Here is a 20,165-nt window from a genome sequence, read left to right as displayed (position 1 = left end):
CGGACTAACCGAGGTCTCGCATCCTGGCGGTGAAGCCGCCACCGTCCGCGCCCTTTCGCTCCGACGTGATGGCGATCACCAGCAGCACGGCCCCGGCTGCGGCCAGCGTGATCCACCACAGCAATGGGTTGATCGTCTGGCCGATCTGAACCGTGAAGACCACGACGATCTCGATAGGCAGCACCGCGAGTCCCAGCACGAATGGCGCGGCGAGGCGCTGCACAGACCCGATCAGGATCGCCGCCAGCGCGAGGCTCATCACGAGAATGGCGCGCCAGGTTTGCGGGTCGGTTCCGGTGGCAAGCACCGATGGCAGGAACGTCACGATGATTCCTGGGGCAAGCACCCGCCAGGATCCGACGAAGCCATTCGGCCAGGTCGTCCAACTGGCGCGGGCAACGTTGGCGGCGATCCCCGCCGCTGCGGGCTGCCGGCGCATGGCAATGATGCCGGCACCCAGCAGGGCAAGGCCGAGCGGGAGCGAGAATGCTTCCACCCGCAGTTCCCGCTCACTCCAACCGGCGACCGCCGTGCACCAGGCCAGCGCGAAGATGAACCATGCCGGCGGCAGGGTGCTCACCCCGGTGCGGGCGCGGGCCACCACAACGAGCATGAATCCGAGCAGCCCCAGCGTGAGCAGCATGAGCGTTGCGATCGAGAACGCATCAAGACGGATCGCCGTGATCGGTCCAACCACCAGGAGAGCCATGGCCGCTGCGTATCGCCAGCGGGACGGCGCACCGGACACCGCGCCAGATGATGCGCTCAGCGCACTCGGCGTAGGCGTGCTCACCGCAGCACTGTCGCCCAGCAGATAACCGGCAGCGCCGGCCAGCATCGCCGCGATCGCACTGACAACCAGCACCTGCACCATGAGCAACGCCGGGGCGTCGAGGGCGAGTCCGTCGACGCCCCACCCCCAGCGCATCGCCTGGACTGCACCGGCCCCCGCCGCGACGATCGCTGCGACGAGTGTCGGCCGGCGCAGGGAACGCAGCCGATCGGGGTTGTCTCCGAGCGGCGTTCGCAGGGCGACTGCTGCAAGGACGATGAGGGCAATGGCCGCGCCGAGCAGCCCGTACGTACGCCACGGAATGATCCCCGCCGCACCAGAGCCGCCGACGGCGAGCACGATAACGCTCGGCACCACGGCCACGGCCAGGCCGGTGGCGAACAGGGCGATGCCGGCCCTGCCACGCGCAACGGTGATCGCACCGACGATCACGGCGGCGAGGGCAGGGGGCAGCAGGTACGGCTCAAGGACATCCACACCCTGGATCGCCCAGACGCACCACAGCGCGCCCGTCCAACTCGCTGCGGCCGCCCACCAGGCGTGGCGACGGTGCGTGCTGAACGCGGTGGCCGCAGCTCCTGCACCGAGGATGACGAGCACCAGGAACGTGGTCTGCAGGCCAGCAGCCGTGCGCACCAGGGCGAGGATCACGGTGAGCGCCGCCGTCACGAGAGCTGAGATTTCGATCCAGGTGCGGGAGACATCCGCTTCGACAGCAGAGATGCCACGTCGGCGGAGCGAATCGGCGATGAGCCCGGCCGCCGGGAATGTGCAGGCGACGATCGCGGCGATGACGGGCAGCACGATCGGCGAGCCACTCGAGGCGAAGACCTGCGCGCCGAGACACACGACGACGACCGACAGTGACGGTACAAGCAGCGATGCCGCCGCGGCCCGCAGCACCAGCGTCATGCCGGGGCGACGCGTCACCATCAGGGTGAGGGCGAGGGCGAATGCGAGGCCGGTTGAAAGGGCCGTCCAGCCGCTTCGCACCAACAGCACAGCGACAACGCCCATGACGAACGGCACGGCAGAGACGAGCAGCGTGGCATACCAGCTCCGCGGCGACAGCCAGCCGGTGAGGGTGACGCCGAGCGCGACGAGCAGAGCGATGGCCGTAGTGAGGCAGAGCACAGCGATGGTCTCCACCTGGGCGAGGCTGAGCGCCGTGGCGATGATGATGAGCGCGTAGGCGTAGCCGACCCCCACATAGTTCGGGTTGCGGGTGGCCGGCATGGTCAGCGACACCACGCCGAGCACGAGTACGGCTGCTGCGCCCACCCACACGATGGTGTCCTGCTGGAGCCAGCCGATCAGGGCAGCGAGCACCAGCAGCGCGTGCGCACCGACGATGAGCGGCCGTCGCAGCGACGGATCAGCCGTGTTGAGTGCAGGGACGAGAACGAGCGCGAGGCTCAGGCCAGTGGCCAGTACGAACCCGGTGACGGACTGGGCCGCCCCATCGAACCCGCTCCATCCCGTCACGGTGAGCATGGTCAGCATCGCCAGCCACAGTGCGCGCGTGCGGGCTCGACGACCAACGGATGACACGACATCCGTTGGCTCGACCGCCGCCCGTCGCAGCGCCCACGACTCGGCCAACGACACCGCGGCAAGTGCGCCGAGACCGAGGATGACGGCCAGGCCGACGGTGGGTGACAGGGTGGGGAGTGTCGAGTTTCGGCCAGGCCAGCCGAGGCCCATGATGCTCGCAGTCACGGGTTCGATCGGCGAGAAGAGCTGCTGGGCGGCCAGGATGAGCGTCGGCACGGCACTGGCGACCGCGATGGTTCGCGCACCGTTCAGGAGTTCGGTGCGATTGGCTGTCACCGGTCGGCGGAGTGCGGCACCGATCACCACGGCCACCCCGGTCGCCAGCGGCACGATGGCGAAATACCACGATGGCTCTGTGAGGTCGGCGGCGAATGGCAGGATGCCGATGGCCGCCGCGGCGAAGGCGCCAGCCAGGAAACTCCAGAACCGGGCGAGGCCATTCCAACTGCCGATCATGGCCACCGCGGCCAGCACGGCCAGCATCGCTGCGCTGCCGATGACCTGTCCTGGTCCGTCGACAGGCACCCCGAACTGCACGAGCAGCAACTGGATGATGGCAATCGTCACGGCGCCGACCTGCAGGACGGTCGCCGTTACCTGCTCGGCGCCGAGGACGGAGCCGAATCTGGATTCGAGCACGCGCAGCATCCGCTGCACGCCAAGCACCACGATCGCTACCGCGAGGCTGCCGAGCAAGAATGACCACAGGGTGCCGCCGGCTGCACCGAAGAAGCCAGGTGTCAGAGCAATGCCGACCACCGCGACCCAGAGCCAGGTGCGGATCTGTGTCCTGGCGCCGAGGAGCAGGAAGAGAGCTGATGCGAGGAGCGTGCCGATTCCCGCGAAAACGTACCCGCTGACACCAGCGGGGGCAGCCTGCGCGAACGCCCAGACGTCGAGGGCGGCAAAGACTGCGGCAAGCGCGCCAACAGACTCGGCAGAGAACTGCAGGCCGCGGCGGGCGAACAGCCACGCGCCGGCGATGAACGCGACGGTGATCACCGCGATGATCGTTGTTCGCGTGGCGAAGCTCGTGAGGTCTGGGTTGAGGAACGTGAAGACGAGTGCGGCCACCGCCAGCAGGCCGGCTCCGGCGACGGCGAGCACCGACTGCACGCTGATCTGCGAGCCGGAAGCGTTCACCGGGCTCGGCGGTGATGCGGCGGCGGGTGTCGATCCTGCCGCGGGTGCGGGTGCGGCAGCGAGGGCTGGTGCACCAACTGGCATTGTGGGCACCGCGGATGCCGAAACGGCGGTCGCAGCTGGCACCCGATACTTAGCGGATGCTCCATACGCAGCGGGTCGAACCGTGGGCAACCGGGCGACCAGCGCCTGGCGAACGGCAATGGCCTCTGCGACTCGTTTCGACGCGTTGCCCAGCTCAGCCCCGAGCGCCCCCGTCACGTCAGCACCGCATTCGCGGCACGATCCCGCGCGGCCGAGCGTCCCACTGCAGCGGGGACAGAATCGCCAGTCGACGATTCGCCTGGCACCTTCTTCCCAGTTCATGTCCGCGCTCGTCGTCGTTTTCCCCATGCGCGCAGTCTAGGTGTGTGGCGGCCGCGTTTGCCCGTTCTGAACAGCATTTTTGTTCGTCAGCGCAAAGCGCGTGACCCAGCCTCTTAAGCCAGGTATCCGTCGGCGAGTATCCGGCTACAAGCTACGCGCTGGGAGCTAGGAACGCAGGTAGCGGAGCGTCACCAGCTGGAACGGCCGCAGCTCCAGCTCGGTCGCAGCGCCCTCCTGTGAGAGCGACGCTCGCGTCTTGGCGAGCGGGCGCTCGAGCAGGTCGGTTTCGACGACCTCCGTTGCATCGAACGAGCGGATGACGCGCGCCCGCGACCGGGACCCGTGCGCCTCGTACAGCCGCACGATCACGTCGCCGCTCCGGTCTTCGGCCAATTTGACGGCCTCGATGACCACGGCCGGATTGTCTACGGAGAGCAGCGGCGCGAGTGTCGTCGATGCGACCGCTGTCACTGTGCGGAGGGGAACGTTCAGCCGATAGCCTTCGGCAATCGCCTCCGGAATGCCGGCGCCCACCCGCAGCGACACAGCGAGGTGGTGCCAGCCCTGGTCGGATTCCGGATCGGGGTAGAGCGGGGCACGCAGCAGCGACAGCCGCACGGTCGTCGTGGTGCGCCCCGCGGCATCCGCCCCTCTCTCGATGTCGTGACCGTAGGTGGAGTCGTTGGCGACGGCAATGCCGTAGCCGGGCTCGCCAACGTGCACCCAGCGGTGGGCGACGGTTTCGAACCGCGCAGCGTCCCATGATGTGTTTCGGTGTGTCGGCCGGTATACATGCCCGAACTGGATCTCCGACGCCGCCCGGTCGGCATGCACATCGAGCGGGAACGCCAGCTTCAGCAGCTTCTGGCGCTCGTGCCAGTCGATGCTGAGCGCAATGTCGATCGTCGGAGAACCCGGCTCAAGCGTGACCGTTTCGATGATGAGAGACGATCCAACCATCCGTACGATGCGAACGCCGGCACGAGCATGACCTCGAGCCCCGCCGTCTGGATCGGGTAGCGGGGCAATCTCAACGCTGACGGCGGTCGTCAGGTCGGTCACGGTATTCCGGTAGTTCGCGTCAAGATCCCAGGCGTCCCACTGCGCCGGGGTGTCGCGGTGCAGCTGCAACAGGTTCGCCCGCGAGCCAGCCGGAATCACCTCGCGATCGGCAACGAGGTCGCGCACCGAGGTGAAGAGCCCGTCAGTGTCGATGGTGACCGCGACAAGCGCGTTGGCCAGCACGAACCCTGACGCTGAGCGAATCGCCGTGGCGGCACCAGAAACGGATGCCGCCTCATGGCCCCCAAGCGCCGGCACGCCGTCGAGGGCGAACGGCCCGGCATTCACCTCCACCGTCTGGTCCCCCTCGCCCGCCAGCGCACGCACAGCCGTCTCGATCACACCCGTCAGCGACTGCGCAACCAACGCATAGTTGCGTTCAGCTTCGCGATGTACCCACGCGATCGCTGACCCGGGCAGGATGTCGTGAAATTGTTGCAGCAGCACCGTGTGCCAGGCCGCTTCGAGCGCGGCGTACGGGTATTCGGCGCCGGTGCGCACGGCAGCCGTCGTTGCCCACAGCTCCGCTTCGCGCAGCAGCCGCTCGCTCTGCCTGTTCCCCTGTTTGGTGCGCGCCTGCGACGTGTATGTGCCGCGGTGGAATTCCAGGTACAGCTCCCCCGCCCAGACCGGCGGCAACTCGTACTCCGCCTCTGCCGCCTCGAAGAAGCGGCGCGGGCTCGAGAGCTCAACCGTCGGCGACCCTTCCAGCGACGCAGTCCGGCGAGCGGATGCGATCATCTCAGCAGTCGGCCCGCCACCGCCGTCTCCCCACCCGAACGGAATCAGCGAGGTGTTCGCCCTGCCCTTCTCCGCGTAGAGCCGTTCTGCCCTGGCCAGCTCGACAGCAGACAGCTGGGAGTTGTAGTCGGCGACTGGGGGGAAGTGAGTGAAGATGCGACTGCCGTCGATTCCCTCCCAGCGGAAGGTGTGGTGCGGGAACACATTCGTGTCATTCCAGGAGATCTTCTGCGTGAGGAACCAGCGGGAGCCAGACGCCAGCGCAATCTGCGGCAATGCGGCAGAGTAGCCGAACGAGTCCGGCAGCCAGACCTCCAGCGGTTCGACGCCGAATTCCTCGATGAAGAACCGTTTGCCAGCCACAAACTGCCGCACCAGCGATTCTCCGCCGGGCAGATTCGTGTCGGACTCCACCCACATGCCGCCGACCGGCACGACATTACCGGCCGCGACGGCCAGACGTACCCGTTCAAACAGCTCTGGGTAGAACAGCTTCAGCCAGGCATACTGCTGGGCGGATGACGCGGCGAACACGAAGTCAGGGTTCTCGTCGATCAGGCTGAGCACGTTTGAGAATGTGCGTGCCACCTTGCGGACCGTCTCACGCACCGGCCAGAGCCACGCGCTGTCGATGTGGGCGTGCCCGACGGCGTGCAGGTGGTGGGCGCTGGCGTTCGCCGGCTTGGACAGCACGTCAGTGAGGGCCAGGCGACCGGATGCTGCGGTGCCAGACACATCGTCGGGGTCGACCGCGTCGAGACAGCGCTCAAGTGCCCGCAGAATGTCAGCGCGTCGCGGCAGCGTCACCGGCAACTCTCGCATCAACCCGTTCAGAGCCCAGATGTCCTGGACGAGTTCCCACACCGGGAGGTCCCTGAGCGCGGCATCCGCTTGCCTGAGCGTGTAGATGGGCGCACTGCCGGCCGTTGCCTTGTCGCCGAGGAGCGTGGGAGCGAACGTCCAGTCGCCGGCGAGGTCAGGGTTGCTCGCGGCCTCGATGTAGAGGTCGATGGCGTCGCCCGGGCACCCGGCAACGGGCACGCGCCGACTCCGCGATTCGACAGCCTTCAGGATCTGGCCGTCTGGCGCATAGGCGGTGCCTTCGACTTGGAAACCGGGCGCTACCCCGTTGAATCCCAGGTCGACGACAACCTCGAGCACGCTGGCGTTGTCGCTCCCCCAGCCCTCAGGGACAACTCCGGTGAGGTGAAACCACGTCGTCCCCCATGGTGTGCCCCAGCTGCTCCCCGCCTCGAATCGAACGAACTGCTGCCGAACTGCCTCTGCAAATGGCACCGGTTCGTCTGGCACGTCCCACGCCTCGATCGACAGTGGTGAGACCGCCCGATAGATCGCCGGCTGCAGTCGCTCCCGCACGAATCGGTCGATGCGCAGCTGCAACTGTTCGCTGTCGTCATGCATTCGCCATCACCCCCTGCCCCAGGCCGCATGCCTTTGGAATGCTGCCGGTGGCATGGGCAGCCTATGCCGGTACGGGATGAGTGGCATGGGGTGGGGCATACAAACGCAGAAGCCCCACGAGTCATCGACTCGCGGGGCTTCCGTCAGGCTGGCTGGGGCATTAGCCCATGTGCACGACGCCAGAGGTATTCATCAGGTCGCTCTTGTTCGGGCGAATGAGGAAGAACGCGATCGGAGCAGCGAGCAGCATGAGCCCGCCGGCCCAGATGAACGCGGTCGAGTATCCGCTGACGAGCGCCTCAAGGTGCACGGTCGACGACGCAGGGTTGCTCGACAGGTATGCCGAGATCGCGGCGGTGTACAGCGCGGTGAAGAGCGCGGTACCGATCGAGCCGCCGATCTGCTGGGTTGCGGTGACCGCGGCGCTGGCGACGCCAGCGTCGTGCTCATCGATTCCCGACAGGGCAACGTTCTGCAGCGGCACGAAGACGCAGGCCAGGCCGATTCCGAGCAGGATGAGGCCAGGCAGCACCTGCAGGACATAGTTGCCCTCCATCGTGATGAATGACATCCAGCCGAGGCCGATGGCCGCGATGATGGGGCCGACGGTCAGCAGCGGGCGCACGCCGATGCTGGGCAACAGCTTCGACAGGAACGGCACGCACGCCATGATCGAAATCGTCATGGGCAGCGAGGCGAATCCGGACTGCAGCGGCGTGTAGCCGAGCACGATCTGGAAGTAGAAGATCAGGAACAGCAGGCCACCGAGCAGCGCAGAGCCCGTGAGCATCGAGACCAGGAATGCACCACCGCGCACCTTGTTCGCAATGACGCGAAGCGGGAGCAGCGGGTTCGACACCTTCGACTCGACGAGCACAAAGACGGCGAGCAGCACGACGCCGAGCGCGAGGAAGCCGATCGTCTCAAGGCGTCCCCAGCCGTTTTCCGCCTGCGCGAAACCGTAGACGAGCGACGCGAGACCGGCGACGACGAGGATTGCACCTGGCAGGTCGTAGCGGGTGTTGCCGTGTGCGCGGCTTTCCCTGATCAGTGGGATGCCACCGATGATCGCGATGAGTGCGATCGGTACGTTGACGAGCAGGCACCAGTTCCAGCTGGCGTACTGCGTGAGCACGCCACCGAGGAGGAGGCCGATGGCCGCGCCACCACCACCGATCGCGCCGAAGACAGCGAACGCCTTGATGCGGTCTTTTCCGCCGGGGAACGTGATCGTGAGGATGGCCAGTGCCGCAGGGGCGAGCAGTGCCGCGAATGCACCCTGCAGGCCGCGGGCCAGCAGGAGCATTTCGGTGGACACCGCGAAGCCGCCGATGGCGGACGCGACGGCGAAGCCGATCATGCCGACCATGAAGGAGCGCTTGCGGCCCCAGTAGTCAGCGATGCGGCCACCGAGCAGCAGCAGAGAACCGAACGCGAGCGCGTAGATCGTGACGACCCACGTGCGGTCGCCGTCAGTCATGCCGAGATCAAGCTGGGCATCGGGGAGCGCGATGTTCACGATGGTGCCATCGAGAATCACCATCAGCTGGCCGAGCGCCAGAATAGCGAGCAGCCACCAGCGTCTGGGATGTGCGGAGTGGTCGACCGGCGCGTTGGGCTGGTCTGAGGATGATGAAACGGTTGAGGTTTCGGAAGACATCTAAGCGGTGGGATCCTTTTCAAACGAACTGGTTAGTTGGGTTATGATTATAGCCATGAGAAGCGACGGACAAGCGACACGGGAACGAATTCTCATCGCAGCGCGCGCAGAGTTCGCGGCGTACGGGCTTGCAGGTGCCCGCGTCGATCGCATCGCGGCAGCAGCGAACGCCAGTAAGGAACGTCTCTACGCATACTTCGGCGACAAGGTCGCCCTCTTCGGCGCCGTCGTCGATCTGAACCTCGCCGACGTGAACGCAGCCGTGCCTCTCGACGCGTCAGACTTGCCGGGATTCGTCGGCCGCGTTTACGATCACGCCACCGAGCACCCTGAGCATCTCCGGATGCTCGACTGGGCACGCCTGGAAGGCCAGCGCCTGCCAGGCCACCAGTCTCCCTGGCGAAGCCCGGCAGAGAATGCCTCGATCAGCGAGGCGCAGCGCGCCGGAAGCATTGATCCGAGCTGGGACCCACAGGAGTTCCTGACCGTGCTCCTGTCGATAGCCACGGCGTGGGCGTTCTCCCCAGCAGCGTTCAACCACACCGGGGAGAAGCCATCTCCGGAGCTCTCCGCCCGCAGACGCGCAACGGCCGTCGAAGCGGCGCGCAAGCTGCTCAGCTGACCCACCACGTCGACGGCCGTGACGCCATCCCTGTGCGCTAGTCCTTCAGGTGGTACCGGAGGCTCGCCAGCTCAGCGTTCATGGCTGCGGGAACCCGGTCGCCGAACTGCGCGAAGTACTCCTCTGTGAGGTCGCATTCGGCTCGCCACGACGCGTTGTCGATGCGGAAAAGCTGATCGATGGCATCCGTTGTGAGGTCAAGCCCGTCGAGGTTGAGGCCGTCCTCGCCTGGCAGCACACCGATCGGGGTGTCGACGGTGTTGGCTGTGCCTTCCAGTCGACGCACGATCCACTCGATGACGCGTGAGTTCTCGCCGAATCCCGGCCACAGGAAGCTGCCGTCGTCACCCTTGCGGAACCAGTTGACCTGGAAGATGGCCGGGGCGTTGATGCCGAGGTCCTTGCCGACGCGCAACCAGTGCGACCAGTAGTCGGCCATGTTGTAGCCGCAGAACGGCAGCATCGCGAACGGGTCGCGGCGCAGCTCGCCGACGGTGCCCTCCGCCGCTGCCGTCTTCTCAGACGAGATGGTGGCGCCCATGAAAACGCCATGCTTCCAACTGCGAGCCTGGGCGACCAGCGGCACGTTCGTTGCCCGTCGTCCACCGAAGAGGATGGCGTCGATCGGCACGCCGCCGAGCGCCTCCCAATCGTCAGCAATGGACGGGCACTGCGCGGCCGATACGGTGAATCGCGAGTTCGGGTGTGCGGCCGGGCGCCCTGATGCTGGCGTCCAGTCGTTGCCCTCCCAGTCGATCAGGTGCGCGGGCGCCGTTTCGGTCAGACCCTCCCACCACACGTCACCGTCGTCGCGCAGCGCCACGTTCGTGAAGATCGTGTTTCCCCACAGCGTGTTGACCGCTGTGGCATTGGTGAGCTCCCCGGTTCCGGGAGCCACACCGAAGAAGCCGGCCTCTGGATTGATGGCCCAGAGTCGTCCGTCCTCACCCTGCCGCAGCCAGGCGATGTCGTCGCCGATCGTCTCGACCCTCCAGCCGGGGATGGTCGGGCGCAGCATGGAGAGATTCGTCTTGCCGCAGGCCGACGGGAACGCGGCAGCGAGGTGGTACGCACGACCCTCGGGGGAAATCACCTTGACGAGGAGCATGTGCTCGGCGAGCCACCCCTCGTCGCGGGCCATGACGGATGCGATCCGCAGCGCGAAGCACTTCTTGGCCAGCAGTGCGTTGCCGCCGTAGCCGGAGCCGAACGACCAGACTTCACGGGTCTCAGGGAACTGCACAATGTACTTCTCGTTGTTGCACGGCCACGAGACATCGCTGCGCCTGGCACCGTTCGATTCGATGAGTGGGTAGCCGACGCTGTGCACGGTCCGCACCCAGCTCTCACCGGCCTCGATCATGTCGACGACGGTATCCCCCATGCGCGTCATGATCCCCATGTTGAGGACCACGTACGGCGAATCGGTGATCTCGACGCCGAGCTGCGAGATCGGGCCGCCGAGCGGTCCCATCGAGAACGGCACCACGTACATCGTGCGGCCGCGCATACTGCCCTCGAACACGCCGTTCAGCGTGCTGCGCATCTTGTCGGGGTCTGCCCAGTTGTTCGTGGGGCCGGCGTCGTCTGGATCGGAGGAGCAAATGAAGGTGCGGTCTTCCACCCTGGCAACGTCTCGCGGGTCTGACCGCGCTAGGAAGCTGTTCGGACGCCACTCCGGGTTCAACCGGATGAGTGTGCCCTCTGCCACCAGCTGCTTGGTGAGGAGGTCAGCTTCACGCAGTGTTCCGTCGCACCAGACGATCTCGGCAGGCTGGGTCAGTCGGGCAATGCCATCCACCCACGCCTGCAGGGCGGGATCTGTGGTGGCAGTCCGACGCTGGGTTGTGGTGCTGCGTTGTACGGAGAATTCCGTCATGGTCATGATCTGGCCTTCCTGGTGTGCCCACCCGGTGTGGTGAAAACTCGTGATCTGCATCCAGAATGCGGCAGAAATTACGCCAAGAACCAGAAAATACCCGTTAAGAATTGTGTTTCTTTCACTATTCTTAAGAAATGGGACCTCCTGCATCCGATCTGGTGACACTGGGACATCGCATCCGTCACTACCGCGGCGAGCGCGGACTGACCCTCGACCAACTCGGCGAGCGCGTCGGCCTGGCCGGCAGCCAGCTCTCCCTCATCGAGAACGGCAGGAAAGAACCACGACTCGGGGCACTCGCCGACATCGCGGCGGCACTCGGTGTCACGGTCACCGATCTTCTGAGTTCGGAGGCGCCGAACACGAGGGCTGCGCTGGAGATCGAGTTGGCGCGCGCCCAGGGCAATGCGCTCTACGCCTCGCTCGGGCTCCCGACCGTCAAGGTCACCAAGGGCATGCCCCTTCCAGCTCTCGAGTCACTGGTTGGCCTGCATCGCGAGCTGTCACGTCGCGCCAGTGAGGCGATCGCGACCCCAGAGGAGGCCAGGAGAGCCAACACAGAGCTGCGCGACCTGATGCGGGTGCGCAACAACTACATGCCAGACATCGAGGAACTCGCCGAGGAACGCGTGCGGGCCTCTGGCCACACCTCTGGCGCCCTCACCCACCGCGAGGTGAGCGTCATGGCCGAGCAGCTCGGTTTCTCGCTGCTCTACGTGAACGACCTGCCGAGCTCCACCCGGTCGGTGACCGACCTCGCCAATGGCCGCATCTACCTGCCGCCGGCATCGATCCCCGGCGGCCACGGCCTCCGCTCCATGGCCCTCCAGGCCATGGCGCACCGGCTGCTCGGCCATGAGCGACCGTCGAGTTACGCCGAGTTCCTGTGGCAACGGCTGGAGATCAACTACTTCGCTGCCGCCTGCCTGGTGCCAAGGGATGCCGCGCTCAAATTCCTCACGACAGCCAAGAACGAACGGGAGCTGGCCGTCGAAGACTTCAGGGATGCCTTCGGTGTCACCCATGAGGCCGCGGCGCTCCGCCTGACCAACCTGGCGACATCCCACCTCGACATGACATTGCACTTCCTGCGGGTCAACGGAGACGGTGCCCTGCAGAAGGGGTACGAGAACGATTCCCTGCCGCTGCCCGTTGACGTGACCGGGTCGATCGAAGGCCAGTTCGTCTGCAAGCAGTGGAGCGCGCGCAGCGCGTTCACGCACAACAACCGCACCACCGAGTTCTACCAGTACACCGACACCCCGGCCGGAACTTTCTGGTGCGCCACCCAGACAGGGTCGACGAAGGACGGCGAATTCTCGATCAGTGTCGGCGTGCCGTTCACGGAAGCCAAGTGGTTCAGAGGTCGAGAGACCACCCAGCGGGCCGTGTCCCGCTGCCCCGACGAGTCGTGCTGCCGCCGGCCAGTCTCGTCTGTCGCCTCCCGCTGGGCCGGCAAGGCCTGGCCGAGTGCGCGCTTGCACGCCCATGTGCTCTCACCGTTGCCCTCTGGAACGTTCCCCGGTGTCGACGACGGTGAGGTCTACGCCTTCCTGGAGGCGCACGCCGCCGAATAACGGGCGCTTTCCTGCAGAGGGGCGTCTCGGCTATTTCGACTGCATCCTGATCGCGCCATCGAGCCGGATCGTCTCGCCGTTCAGCATCGGGTTCTCGATGATGTGGCGCACCAGTGAGGCGAACTCCGCTGGGTCACCCAGCCGTGACGGGTGCGGCACCTGCGCACCCAACGACATCCGGGCCTCCTCCGGCAGCGCACGCAGCATGGGTGTGTCGAACAGCCCTGGTGCGATTGTCATCACACGGATGAGGGTGGACGCGAATTCCCTGGCCAGCGGCAGGGTCATCGCCGCGACGCCGCCCTTCGACGCTGAGTACGCCGCCTGGCCGATCTGACCGTCGAACGCAGCCACCGATGCGGTGTTCACGATCACGCCGCGCTCGGCCGTCGCGCCCACCGACTCCGTGGTTTGCATGGCAGCGGCCGCCAACCGGATGACGTTGAACGTGCCGATGAGGTTCACGCCGATCACCCGCTCGAACTCGTCAAGTGCTTGCGGGCCTTCTCGCCCAACGGTGCGCGCCGCTGTGGCGATACCGGCACAGTTGACGACGATACGGAGCGGGCCACGCGCCCTGGCCGCCTCAACGGCGATGTGCACATCCCCGGCCTTGGTGACGTCGCCGGCGATGAACTCGGCTCGTTCGCCGAGCGCCGTCACGATCTCTTCGCCCGGCGCCCCTGGCAGATCGAACAACACAACGTTCGCCCCAGCGTCGTGCAGGGCAGTGGTCGTGGCCAGACCGAGGCCGGAAGCCGCCCCGGTGACCAGCGCAACGCATCCGTGAATCTGCATGTCACAGCCTCTCAATGATCGTGGCGTTGGCCATGCCGCCGCCCTCGCACATGGTTTGCAAACCGTAACGCCCGCCAGATGCCTCGAGTTCATTGACGAGGGTGGCAAGCAGTCGCGTTCCGGAGGAGCCGAGGGCATGGCCGAGGGCAATCGCCCCGCCCCGTGGGTTCAGCTTCGCGGGGTCGGCAGCCAGCTCGCGTTCCCAGATCAGCGGCACCGAGGCGAAGGCCTCGTTCACCTCGTAGACATCCAGGTCATCGATCGTGAGTCCGGCCCTCTGGAGGATGCGGTGGGTCACCGGGATGACGCCGGTCAGCATGAGCAGCGGGTCGCTGCCCGTGACGGCGAAGGAGTGAAATCGGGCGCGGGGACGGAGGCCGAGCTGCTCTGCACGCTTCGCGCTCATGATGAGGGCAGCGGATGCGCCGTCGGTGAGCGGCGATGAATTGCCGGCGGTGATCTGCCAGTCGATCTCGGGGAAGCGTGCGGCGAGTTCCTCTGTGCGGAAGGCCGGTGTGAGGGCGGCAAGGGCGGCGGCGCTCGTGCCAGGCCTGATCGACTCGTCGGCGCCCACCCGGCCATGGGGGGTGATGATGCTGACCAGCTCGTGGTGGAAGTCGCCGCGAGCCGCGGCATCCGCTGCCCGTTGGTGTGAGCGCGCCGCGTAGTCGTCGAGTTCGTCGCGTCCGAGGTCCCAGCGCACGTTGATGAGCTCGGCCGACACGCCCTGCGAGACCAGGCCGTCAGGGTAGCGTTCGTGCATCATCTGGCCGAATGGATGCTGCCCAGCCACCGACGAGCCCAGCGGCACGCGGCTCATCGACTCGACGCCGCAGGCGATCACCACGTCGTAACTCCCGGCGATCACACCCTGCGCCGCGAACGTTGCGGCCTGCTGGCTCGACCCGCACTGCCGGTCGATGGTCACGGCAGGAATGTACTCTGGGAAGCCCGCAGAGAGCACGGCCGTGCGGGTGATGTTGTTGCTCTGCTCCCCCACCTGGCTCACGCACCCGCCGATCACGTCATCGACGAGAGCGGGGTCGAGCCCGTTCCGGCTGACCAGTTCCCCCAGCACCGCCGCGAGCAGGTCGGCCGGATGCACGCCAGAGAGCGCGCCTCCCGGCTTTCCCCGGCCAGAAGGCGTGCGAACCACATCGACGATGACAGCATCGTTGCTCATGCGCACAGCCTAGAGTGGCAGGCGACGCCGGTCGAGAGCCTGCGACTCATGACCGCTCAAGAATGCGGATCAGCTGGCGCCGCGTAGAGGCGCGAGTGCGTCGTTGATGGTGCCGATCGTGCCAAGCACGGGTACCTGCAGCGTGATCAACTCGCCAGACCCGAGGTGAACGAGTGCGCGCCCTGGACTGATCTTGGACGAGATCATGGAGCGTGCGACCCGTGCGCCGAGCAGGTCGCCGTCCACAGTGCTTTGCGGGGAGAGCAGTGCGCCGCGCCGGTTCTTCTTGAGGTCGACCTGCCAGCCGGCGAATCCCGCGCAGATCTCCGCGGCGTTGCCGCCCAGGATGAGGCCACGCCGACAGTCGCCGGCCGAGCGGATGTACGCCCGCAACCAGGTCTTTGCCGGGGCATCCATCAGCATCTCACCGTCGTCTACGATGAAAACGACGGGTGTGCCGTCAGGGTCGAGCAGCGGCGCGAGGTCGCCTTCGGTGAGTTCGGTGTGGGTCAGTACCGCGCGAACACCCGGCGCCCCTGCGAGGTCACGAAGTGGGCTGGCGCGAGGACAGGCGATCACCAGTTCTGTGCCGGTCCGGAGCAGGGAGTGGGCCATCACCGCCAGGAGCGTGCTGCGCCCCGACCGAGCCGGACCCGCAACGACGAAGGTTGGGGCGTCGCGTTCGAGATTGATTCCGTGGGCAACCAGCTGGTCGCCGCCTACCCCAAGCATCGCCCACATCGGGGTGTGCTCGTCTCCGTCGATCGCGAACTCGAATGCCTGGTCGATGTCGAGCGTCGATGGCAGGTCATCGACGCGGAACGGGCGCTGCGCGGGGCCGACGAGCTCCTCCCGCACGGTGAGCTCTGCGCCAAGCGTGCGCACTTCCTCGCTCTGCGCCTGCCCGGCCGGGTCGAGACCGAGCATCGCCACCTGCACCTCAATACCGCTCCCGGCACGGAACCCCCGGCCAGCGACGACCTCAAGCGGAATGGTCTTGTGGTTGAGGTCAGCGAGGCTGTAGTCGAGGCGATCGGTGAGGCGAAGGATGAGCTTGTCGTCGCACAGCACTGCCATGCGACTGGTCAACAGCGTTCTGTCTCCCGCGATCACGAGGTGCACACCCGCGCTCGCTCCGTCGCGCAGCAGTGACTGGATGGCTTCGGTCAGTCGGCCGTTGTCCAGCTCGCCGAGAGTGCTGGCGAAGTTGTCCCAGCGGTCGATGAAGAGCAGGATGTGCGGCAATGCGTCTGCGCTGCTCGCGCGTTGTTCGGCGATGTTCGCGAAATTACCGGCGCCGAGCAACTCGTGCCGCCGCAGCATTTCCACGCAGAGGCGATCGATCAGCCGGGCAGAGCGCTCCGATTGGCTGCGCTGGGTGATCGCGCCGCAGTGCGGCAGGGCAGCGAGCGAGGCCAGCGCCCCATTGCCGCAATCGATCCCGTAGAGGTGCAGGTCGGCGACCGTGTTCGACGTGGCGGCGCTTGCTGCGATGGTGCGCAGCGCCTGCGAGCGCCCGGAGCCTGGGGCGCCCACGATGTACAGGTGCCCAAAGCGGTCGAGGTCGATGGCCGCGCTCTGCTGCGCCTGGCGCGCGGGAATATCTTCGAGTCCCCAGGCGAATCCCGCAGCAGTACCCGATGCGAGGGAGGCCAGCGACAGCGATTCGACAAGAGGAGGGAGCCATGGGCTGTGCTGGCGGGGAATGCCGAGAATCGCGCTCGCCGCCTTCAGCGAATCTACGAGTATTGAGAGATCGGTCGTGGCAGCGGATGTCGTCGCAGGCCGGGGCGGCACGGGTGCCGGTAGCGAGAATTGCGACCAGGTGAGTGGCTGCACGAATGTCGGCCGCAGCGGTGCCTCATCGGTGGTGACCTCGCTGGTTCCCCCCACGCGAGCGGTCTGGAATGGAACGATCGACGCATGACCCAGCCGCGCATAGGCGCGACCTGGTATCGCTTTGCTGATGCGCGCAGCATCCGGAATATCGATGACGTCAGAGCTCTCGCCCGCATCCGTCATGCGCAGCGCGATGCGCAGGTTGGTATTTGCCCTGATCTCAGGAGAGATGACGCCGGACGGTCGTTGCGTTGCCATCACGAGGTGCACGCCAAGCGAGCGGCCGCGCTGGGCGATGCCGATGAGTCCGGCGACGAAGTCGGGCAGCTCCTTCGCCATTGCTGCGAACTCGTCAATCACGATCGCCAGCCTCGGCAGGCTATCGCCGGAGCCCCCACGGGCACGATGCAGCTGGTAGTCCTCGAGGTCCTTCGCCCCAGCGAGGGCGAGCAGGTGCTCGCGGCGCACGAGTTCGGCGCGCAGTGAGCCCAGTGCCCGCTGCACGAGATGGGAATCCAGGTCGGTGACCATTCCAACGGTGTGCGGCAGGTCGACGCACCCGCTGAACGCTGCGCCGCCCTTGTAGTCAACGAGCACGAATGTCATCTCGTCTGGGCGGTTTGCGACTGCGAGCGAGGCAACGAGGGTCTGCAGGAACTCCGACTTGCCAGCGCCTGTCGTGCCGGCGACGAGTCCGTGCGGTCCGTCGCGCACGAGGTCAATCGCGAATGGGCCGTCGAGAGAGACGCCGATCACGGCTCGTGTGGAACGGCCGTCCAGATGCCAGCGGGACACGATCGACTCGCCCGTCGGTTCTGGCAGGTCGAGCACGTCGAGCAGCCGGGCGGCGTGCGGGAGCAGGCCGTCTGCGTCGGACAGGCTCACGTCGCGAATCGGGGCAAGCCTGCGCCCAACCTCATTGAACCAGCGTGGGTGGATCACATCGGGGTCGACGTGTTCGATGTCGTCGGCATTCTGTCGTTTGACGACCATCTCGCCGCCATCGCCGTGCACGACGACGGCCGTGCACTCCTCAGGCAGCTGTCGCTCCTCGTCATCGAGGCAGACGATGTGCACACCGACGTCGGCCCCGTGCGTGAGCAGGGTGACGACGCCGGGCATGGCGCGCAGCCTGCGGGCTCCGTCGAGCACCACGAGCACCTCTGGCGAGAACCGGGTCTGGCGTGTCGCCCCCGTCGTGGTCAATTCGATACGCTCTGTCACGAGCTGCCCGAGTTCGGCGACGCGTCGACCCAGGGTCTCGGAGTCCGTGGCGGTGAGCGAGAGTGCGTCTTGGCCGAGGCCAGGCCGCGAGTGGGGCAGCCAGTTCACCCAGTCCCAGGCGTCCCCGGCATCGGGCGCGCTCAGAACGTAGACCTGCAGGTCGCGCGGGCTCTGCAGCACCGCGAGCTGGCCGACCAACCAGCGGCAGGTGTGGCGTGCGCTCGCGCCGTGACCTGCGATGCCGATGACGCCGCTCTCGGCGAGTGACAGCGTCACTGGCACGCGACGCGTCGTGCCGGTGTAGTGGCGGCGATGCTCAGGCATTGCCTGATCTTCGAGCTCGACAGCGCTCGGTAGGTCGGCAGTGCCGAACCGCACGAGCAGATGATCGGGGTCTGTAGCGCGTCGCTCCCACAGTCGTCGTGTGGGGACCGCCGCTACGAGCAGTAATTCCGCGGCATCCGGTGCCCCCGTTCGACGACGATGCTGCTCGGCCTCCACGGCCAGTTCGATGCTGTGATCGATGTCGGCAATGTTCGCTTTCCATGTACGCATGAGCCGACGGTGGCTCTGCTTGCCGTTGCGTCGAGATGACAGGGTGGAGCCGATCATCATGACGGGAGACATCAGCGCGAAAAGCAGGTAGAACGGCTGCTTGAGCAAGACGGCCATCGCGACACCCATCACCGCGGGGATCATCGCGGTGATCCATGGCATCGAATTGCGAGTGGGAGCCGCTGGTGGTGCTGGGCGACGGAACATTGCGGCGGGAACCGGCGGAAGCAGTCGCGGTGGCCGGTTGAAGTCCAGCCAACCCCCGTCGGTCGACGAAACGAGATCGGCGTCGCTCAGGGCGATCGGATGTACTTCGACCACAGAACTCCCGATACGCAATTGGGCGTGCGGTGACCACGCTTCGCTGGTCTCTGCGAGAGTCTTCCCCTCAAGCACGAGACCCTTCTGCCCGCTCCCGGCGCGCACCGTAACGCAGCCGTCGCTGTCGAGCATGGCGTATCCCAGCGCCTCGCCCAGGTCTGGCCCGAACACAGCGCTCTCGTCGGTGGCGAGGCAGATCGCCGTTTCACCGATAGTGAGCCCGTGCACGCGGCCCGTGTCTGGGCCGCCCACGTAGCGAAGCTCGACGATGCCGAGCAGGGGCCGCTCGGGCTGAGGAGGCGCGCCAATGTGCAACACCGCACCATCCCTCAGCCCGCTGGTGCCGAACGTGCGCGGTGTCACGCCGTTCGACTCGAGCGGGGCGACAGCCCTGTGGCCGAGTTGCGCGTGGATCGCGCGCACGACGTCGGTCAGCGGCGTAGCTGCCTCTGCATCGACCAGCACAGTGGTGTCGACGGCGGCATCCATAGCGTCGCTGCCAACGTCTCGCACGGTGATGATCGCCCTCACGAGGGGATCCCGGCCCTGGTGGGCATTTCGGTCGTGACTGGCAGTGCGGATTCCGGGTCCCAGCGCGCAGCGGGCAGGAAGTCGCTCGTGACCCACCCATTGGCATGGGCGGTGAAGCGCCACCGGGCGTCACGAACCGCGCTGACGACGACAACGGGCCAGCGACACTCGTGGGATTCGAGAGCACGCACGAGTTGCGCGGTCGTGGCGTCGTTCGGCAGGTGGGCGACGAATGTGAGACCAACAGCGCCGGACGCAACGGTGTCGGCAAGGTTCTGCACGGCTGTGGTCCTTGTTGGGTGAGGTTCGGCGTTGGTGTCGAGACCCACCAGCTCCGCATCAGTGGTTCCCCACGGACGGGTAGCGGCTTCGGCAATCCAGCGTGCAGCGATGCGGCGGCGGGAGACCTGGTCGCCCTCGATGCTGACGAGCCCGCGTGCCTGGGTGAGGTCGATGAAGACGCGGCCGGCCTGGCCGACCCCGAGCGTTACGATCCCGGTGAAGGGGTTCATCGTTGTCGGAGTCAACGGCGCCGCCTGCAGCGCGAGGAGGTCGGCGGTCCAGACCAGACCGGTAGCGCTGGTGCGCCACGGCGCAGGTGGGTGCGACGCGGGCGAAGCGAGGTGCACGGCGATCGAGTTCTCCTGCAGCATGACCATCACCACTCCAGGCACATGCCGCTGTTCGCTGTGGCACGCCGCAACGAGTGCCTTCAATGCGTGGTCAACGATCCACGAGGCGTGGCTGTCGGAGAGCACCTGGTGCGCGCTCAAACTCTCGGTGAAACGACGGTGTCGACGCCAGTGTATTGCAGTCGGCACCGCGAGGGCTGCGGCGGCGAGGAAGACCAGAATGCTGGCGGCGATGGCGATGGTCATGGGTCTCTTCGATT

General features: G+C 66.5%; 10 protein-coding genes. 2 read left to right on the top strand and 8 right to left on the bottom strand.

Annotated features, from left to right (window positions below):
- Positions 1 to 4 precede the first annotated feature (4 nt).
- The 3 genes from AC25Y4_RS07960 to AC25Y4_RS07950 all read right to left on the bottom strand — a co-directional run bounded on the left by AC25Y4_RS07960 (position 5) and on the right by AC25Y4_RS07950 (position 8,741).
- Positions 5 to 3,883, bottom strand: a complete 3,879-nt coding sequence (locus AC25Y4_RS07960; RefSeq protein ID WP_488119856.1) for an SCO7613 C-terminal domain-containing membrane protein — start codon at positions 3,881 to 3,883, stop codon at positions 5 to 7.
- Positions 3,884 to 4,021: 138 nt separating this feature from the next.
- Positions 4,022 to 7,081 (bottom strand): alpha-mannosidase, encoded by a 3,060-nt coding sequence (locus AC25Y4_RS07955; protein WP_488119855.1) that lies wholly within the window; start codon positions 7,079 to 7,081, stop codon positions 4,022 to 4,024.
- A 160-nt stretch (positions 7,082 to 7,241) separates the two neighbouring features.
- Positions 7,242 to 8,741: an MFS transporter gene (locus tag AC25Y4_RS07950; protein WP_488119854.1), complete on the bottom strand. Its 1,500-nt coding sequence runs from the start codon at positions 8,739 to 8,741 to the stop codon at positions 7,242 to 7,244.
- 55 nt (positions 8,742 to 8,796) lie between these two features.
- On the opposite strand from AC25Y4_RS07950, the gene AC25Y4_RS07945 reads away from it, so the two are divergent.
- Complete coding sequence (locus AC25Y4_RS07945) at positions 8,797 to 9,363, top strand: TetR/AcrR family transcriptional regulator (RefSeq protein WP_488119853.1); 567 nt, start codon at positions 8,797 to 8,799, stop codon at positions 9,361 to 9,363.
- Between the two features lie 37 nt (positions 9,364 to 9,400).
- On the opposite strand, the gene AC25Y4_RS07940 is transcribed toward AC25Y4_RS07945, so the two are convergent.
- Positions 9,401 to 11,248 carry a phosphoenolpyruvate carboxykinase (GTP) gene (locus tag AC25Y4_RS07940; protein ID WP_488119852.1) on the bottom strand — a complete coding sequence of 616 codons (1,848 nt, stop codon included), beginning with the start codon at positions 11,246 to 11,248 and terminating at the stop codon, positions 9,401 to 9,403.
- A 131-nt stretch (positions 11,249 to 11,379) separates the two neighbouring features.
- On the opposite strand from AC25Y4_RS07940, the gene AC25Y4_RS07935 reads away from it, so the two are divergent.
- Complete coding sequence (locus AC25Y4_RS07935; RefSeq protein WP_488119851.1) at positions 11,380 to 12,822, top strand: helix-turn-helix domain-containing protein; 1,443 nt, start codon at positions 11,380 to 11,382, stop codon at positions 12,820 to 12,822.
- A gap of 30 nt (positions 12,823 to 12,852) precedes the next feature.
- On the opposite strand, the gene AC25Y4_RS07930 is transcribed toward AC25Y4_RS07935, so the two are convergent.
- The 4 genes from AC25Y4_RS07930 to AC25Y4_RS07915 all read right to left on the bottom strand — a co-directional run bounded on the left by AC25Y4_RS07930 (position 12,853) and on the right by AC25Y4_RS07915 (position 20,151).
- Complete coding sequence (locus AC25Y4_RS07930; RefSeq protein ID WP_488119850.1) at positions 12,853 to 13,620, bottom strand: 3-hydroxyacyl-CoA dehydrogenase; 768 nt, start codon at positions 13,618 to 13,620, stop codon at positions 12,853 to 12,855.
- A 1-nt stretch (position 13,621) separates the two neighbouring features.
- Positions 13,622 to 14,803, bottom strand: a complete 1,182-nt coding sequence (locus AC25Y4_RS07925) for a thiolase family protein (protein WP_488119849.1) — start codon at positions 14,801 to 14,803, stop codon at positions 13,622 to 13,624.
- Positions 14,804 to 14,872: 69 nt separating this feature from the next.
- Positions 14,873 to 19,273, bottom strand: a complete 4,401-nt coding sequence (locus AC25Y4_RS07920; RefSeq protein ID WP_488119848.1) for an FtsK/SpoIIIE domain-containing protein — start codon at positions 19,271 to 19,273, stop codon at positions 14,873 to 14,875.
- Positions 19,270 to 20,151, bottom strand: coding sequence for a hypothetical protein (locus tag AC25Y4_RS07915; protein WP_488119847.1), 882 nt, complete (start codon positions 20,149 to 20,151; stop codon positions 19,270 to 19,272). Before AC25Y4_RS07915 ends, AC25Y4_RS07920 begins: the two co-directional genes overlap by 4 nt.
- Between the last annotated feature and the right edge of the window lie 14 nt (positions 20,152 to 20,165).

This window comes from Leifsonia sp. Y878 (assembly GCF_057669685.1).
Note: the sequence above shows the minus strand (reverse complement) of the source record. Positions and strands in the feature narration are given on the sequence as shown.

Excerpts from the sequence above, each read along its gene's own strand:
- AC25Y4_RS07915 (WP_488119847.1), bottom strand. The coding sequence starts at position 20,151 with ATGACCATCGCCATCGCCGCCAGCATTCTGGTCTTCCTCGCCGCCGCA.
- AC25Y4_RS07935 (WP_488119851.1), top strand. The coding sequence starts at position 11,380 with ATGGGACCTCCTGCATCCGATCTGGTGACACTGGGACATCGCATCCGT.
- AC25Y4_RS07940 (WP_488119852.1), bottom strand. The coding sequence starts at position 11,248 with ATGACCATGACGGAATTCTCCGTACAACGCAGCACCACAACCCAGCGT.
- AC25Y4_RS07960 (WP_488119856.1), bottom strand. The coding sequence starts at position 3,883 with ATGGGGAAAACGACGACGAGCGCGGACATGAACTGGGAAGAAGGTGCC.
- AC25Y4_RS07955 (WP_488119855.1), bottom strand. The coding sequence starts at position 7,081 with ATGCATGACGACAGCGAACAGTTGCAGCTGCGCATCGACCGATTCGTG.
- AC25Y4_RS07945 (WP_488119853.1), top strand. The coding sequence starts at position 8,797 with ATGAGAAGCGACGGACAAGCGACACGGGAACGAATTCTCATCGCAGCG.
- AC25Y4_RS07925 (WP_488119849.1), bottom strand. The coding sequence starts at position 14,803 with ATGAGCAACGATGCTGTCATCGTCGATGTGGTTCGCACGCCTTCTGGC.
- AC25Y4_RS07950 (WP_488119854.1), bottom strand. The coding sequence starts at position 8,741 with ATGTCTTCCGAAACCTCAACCGTTTCATCATCCTCAGACCAGCCCAAC.
- AC25Y4_RS07930 (WP_488119850.1), bottom strand. The coding sequence starts at position 13,620 with ATGCAGATTCACGGATGCGTTGCGCTGGTCACCGGGGCGGCTTCCGGC.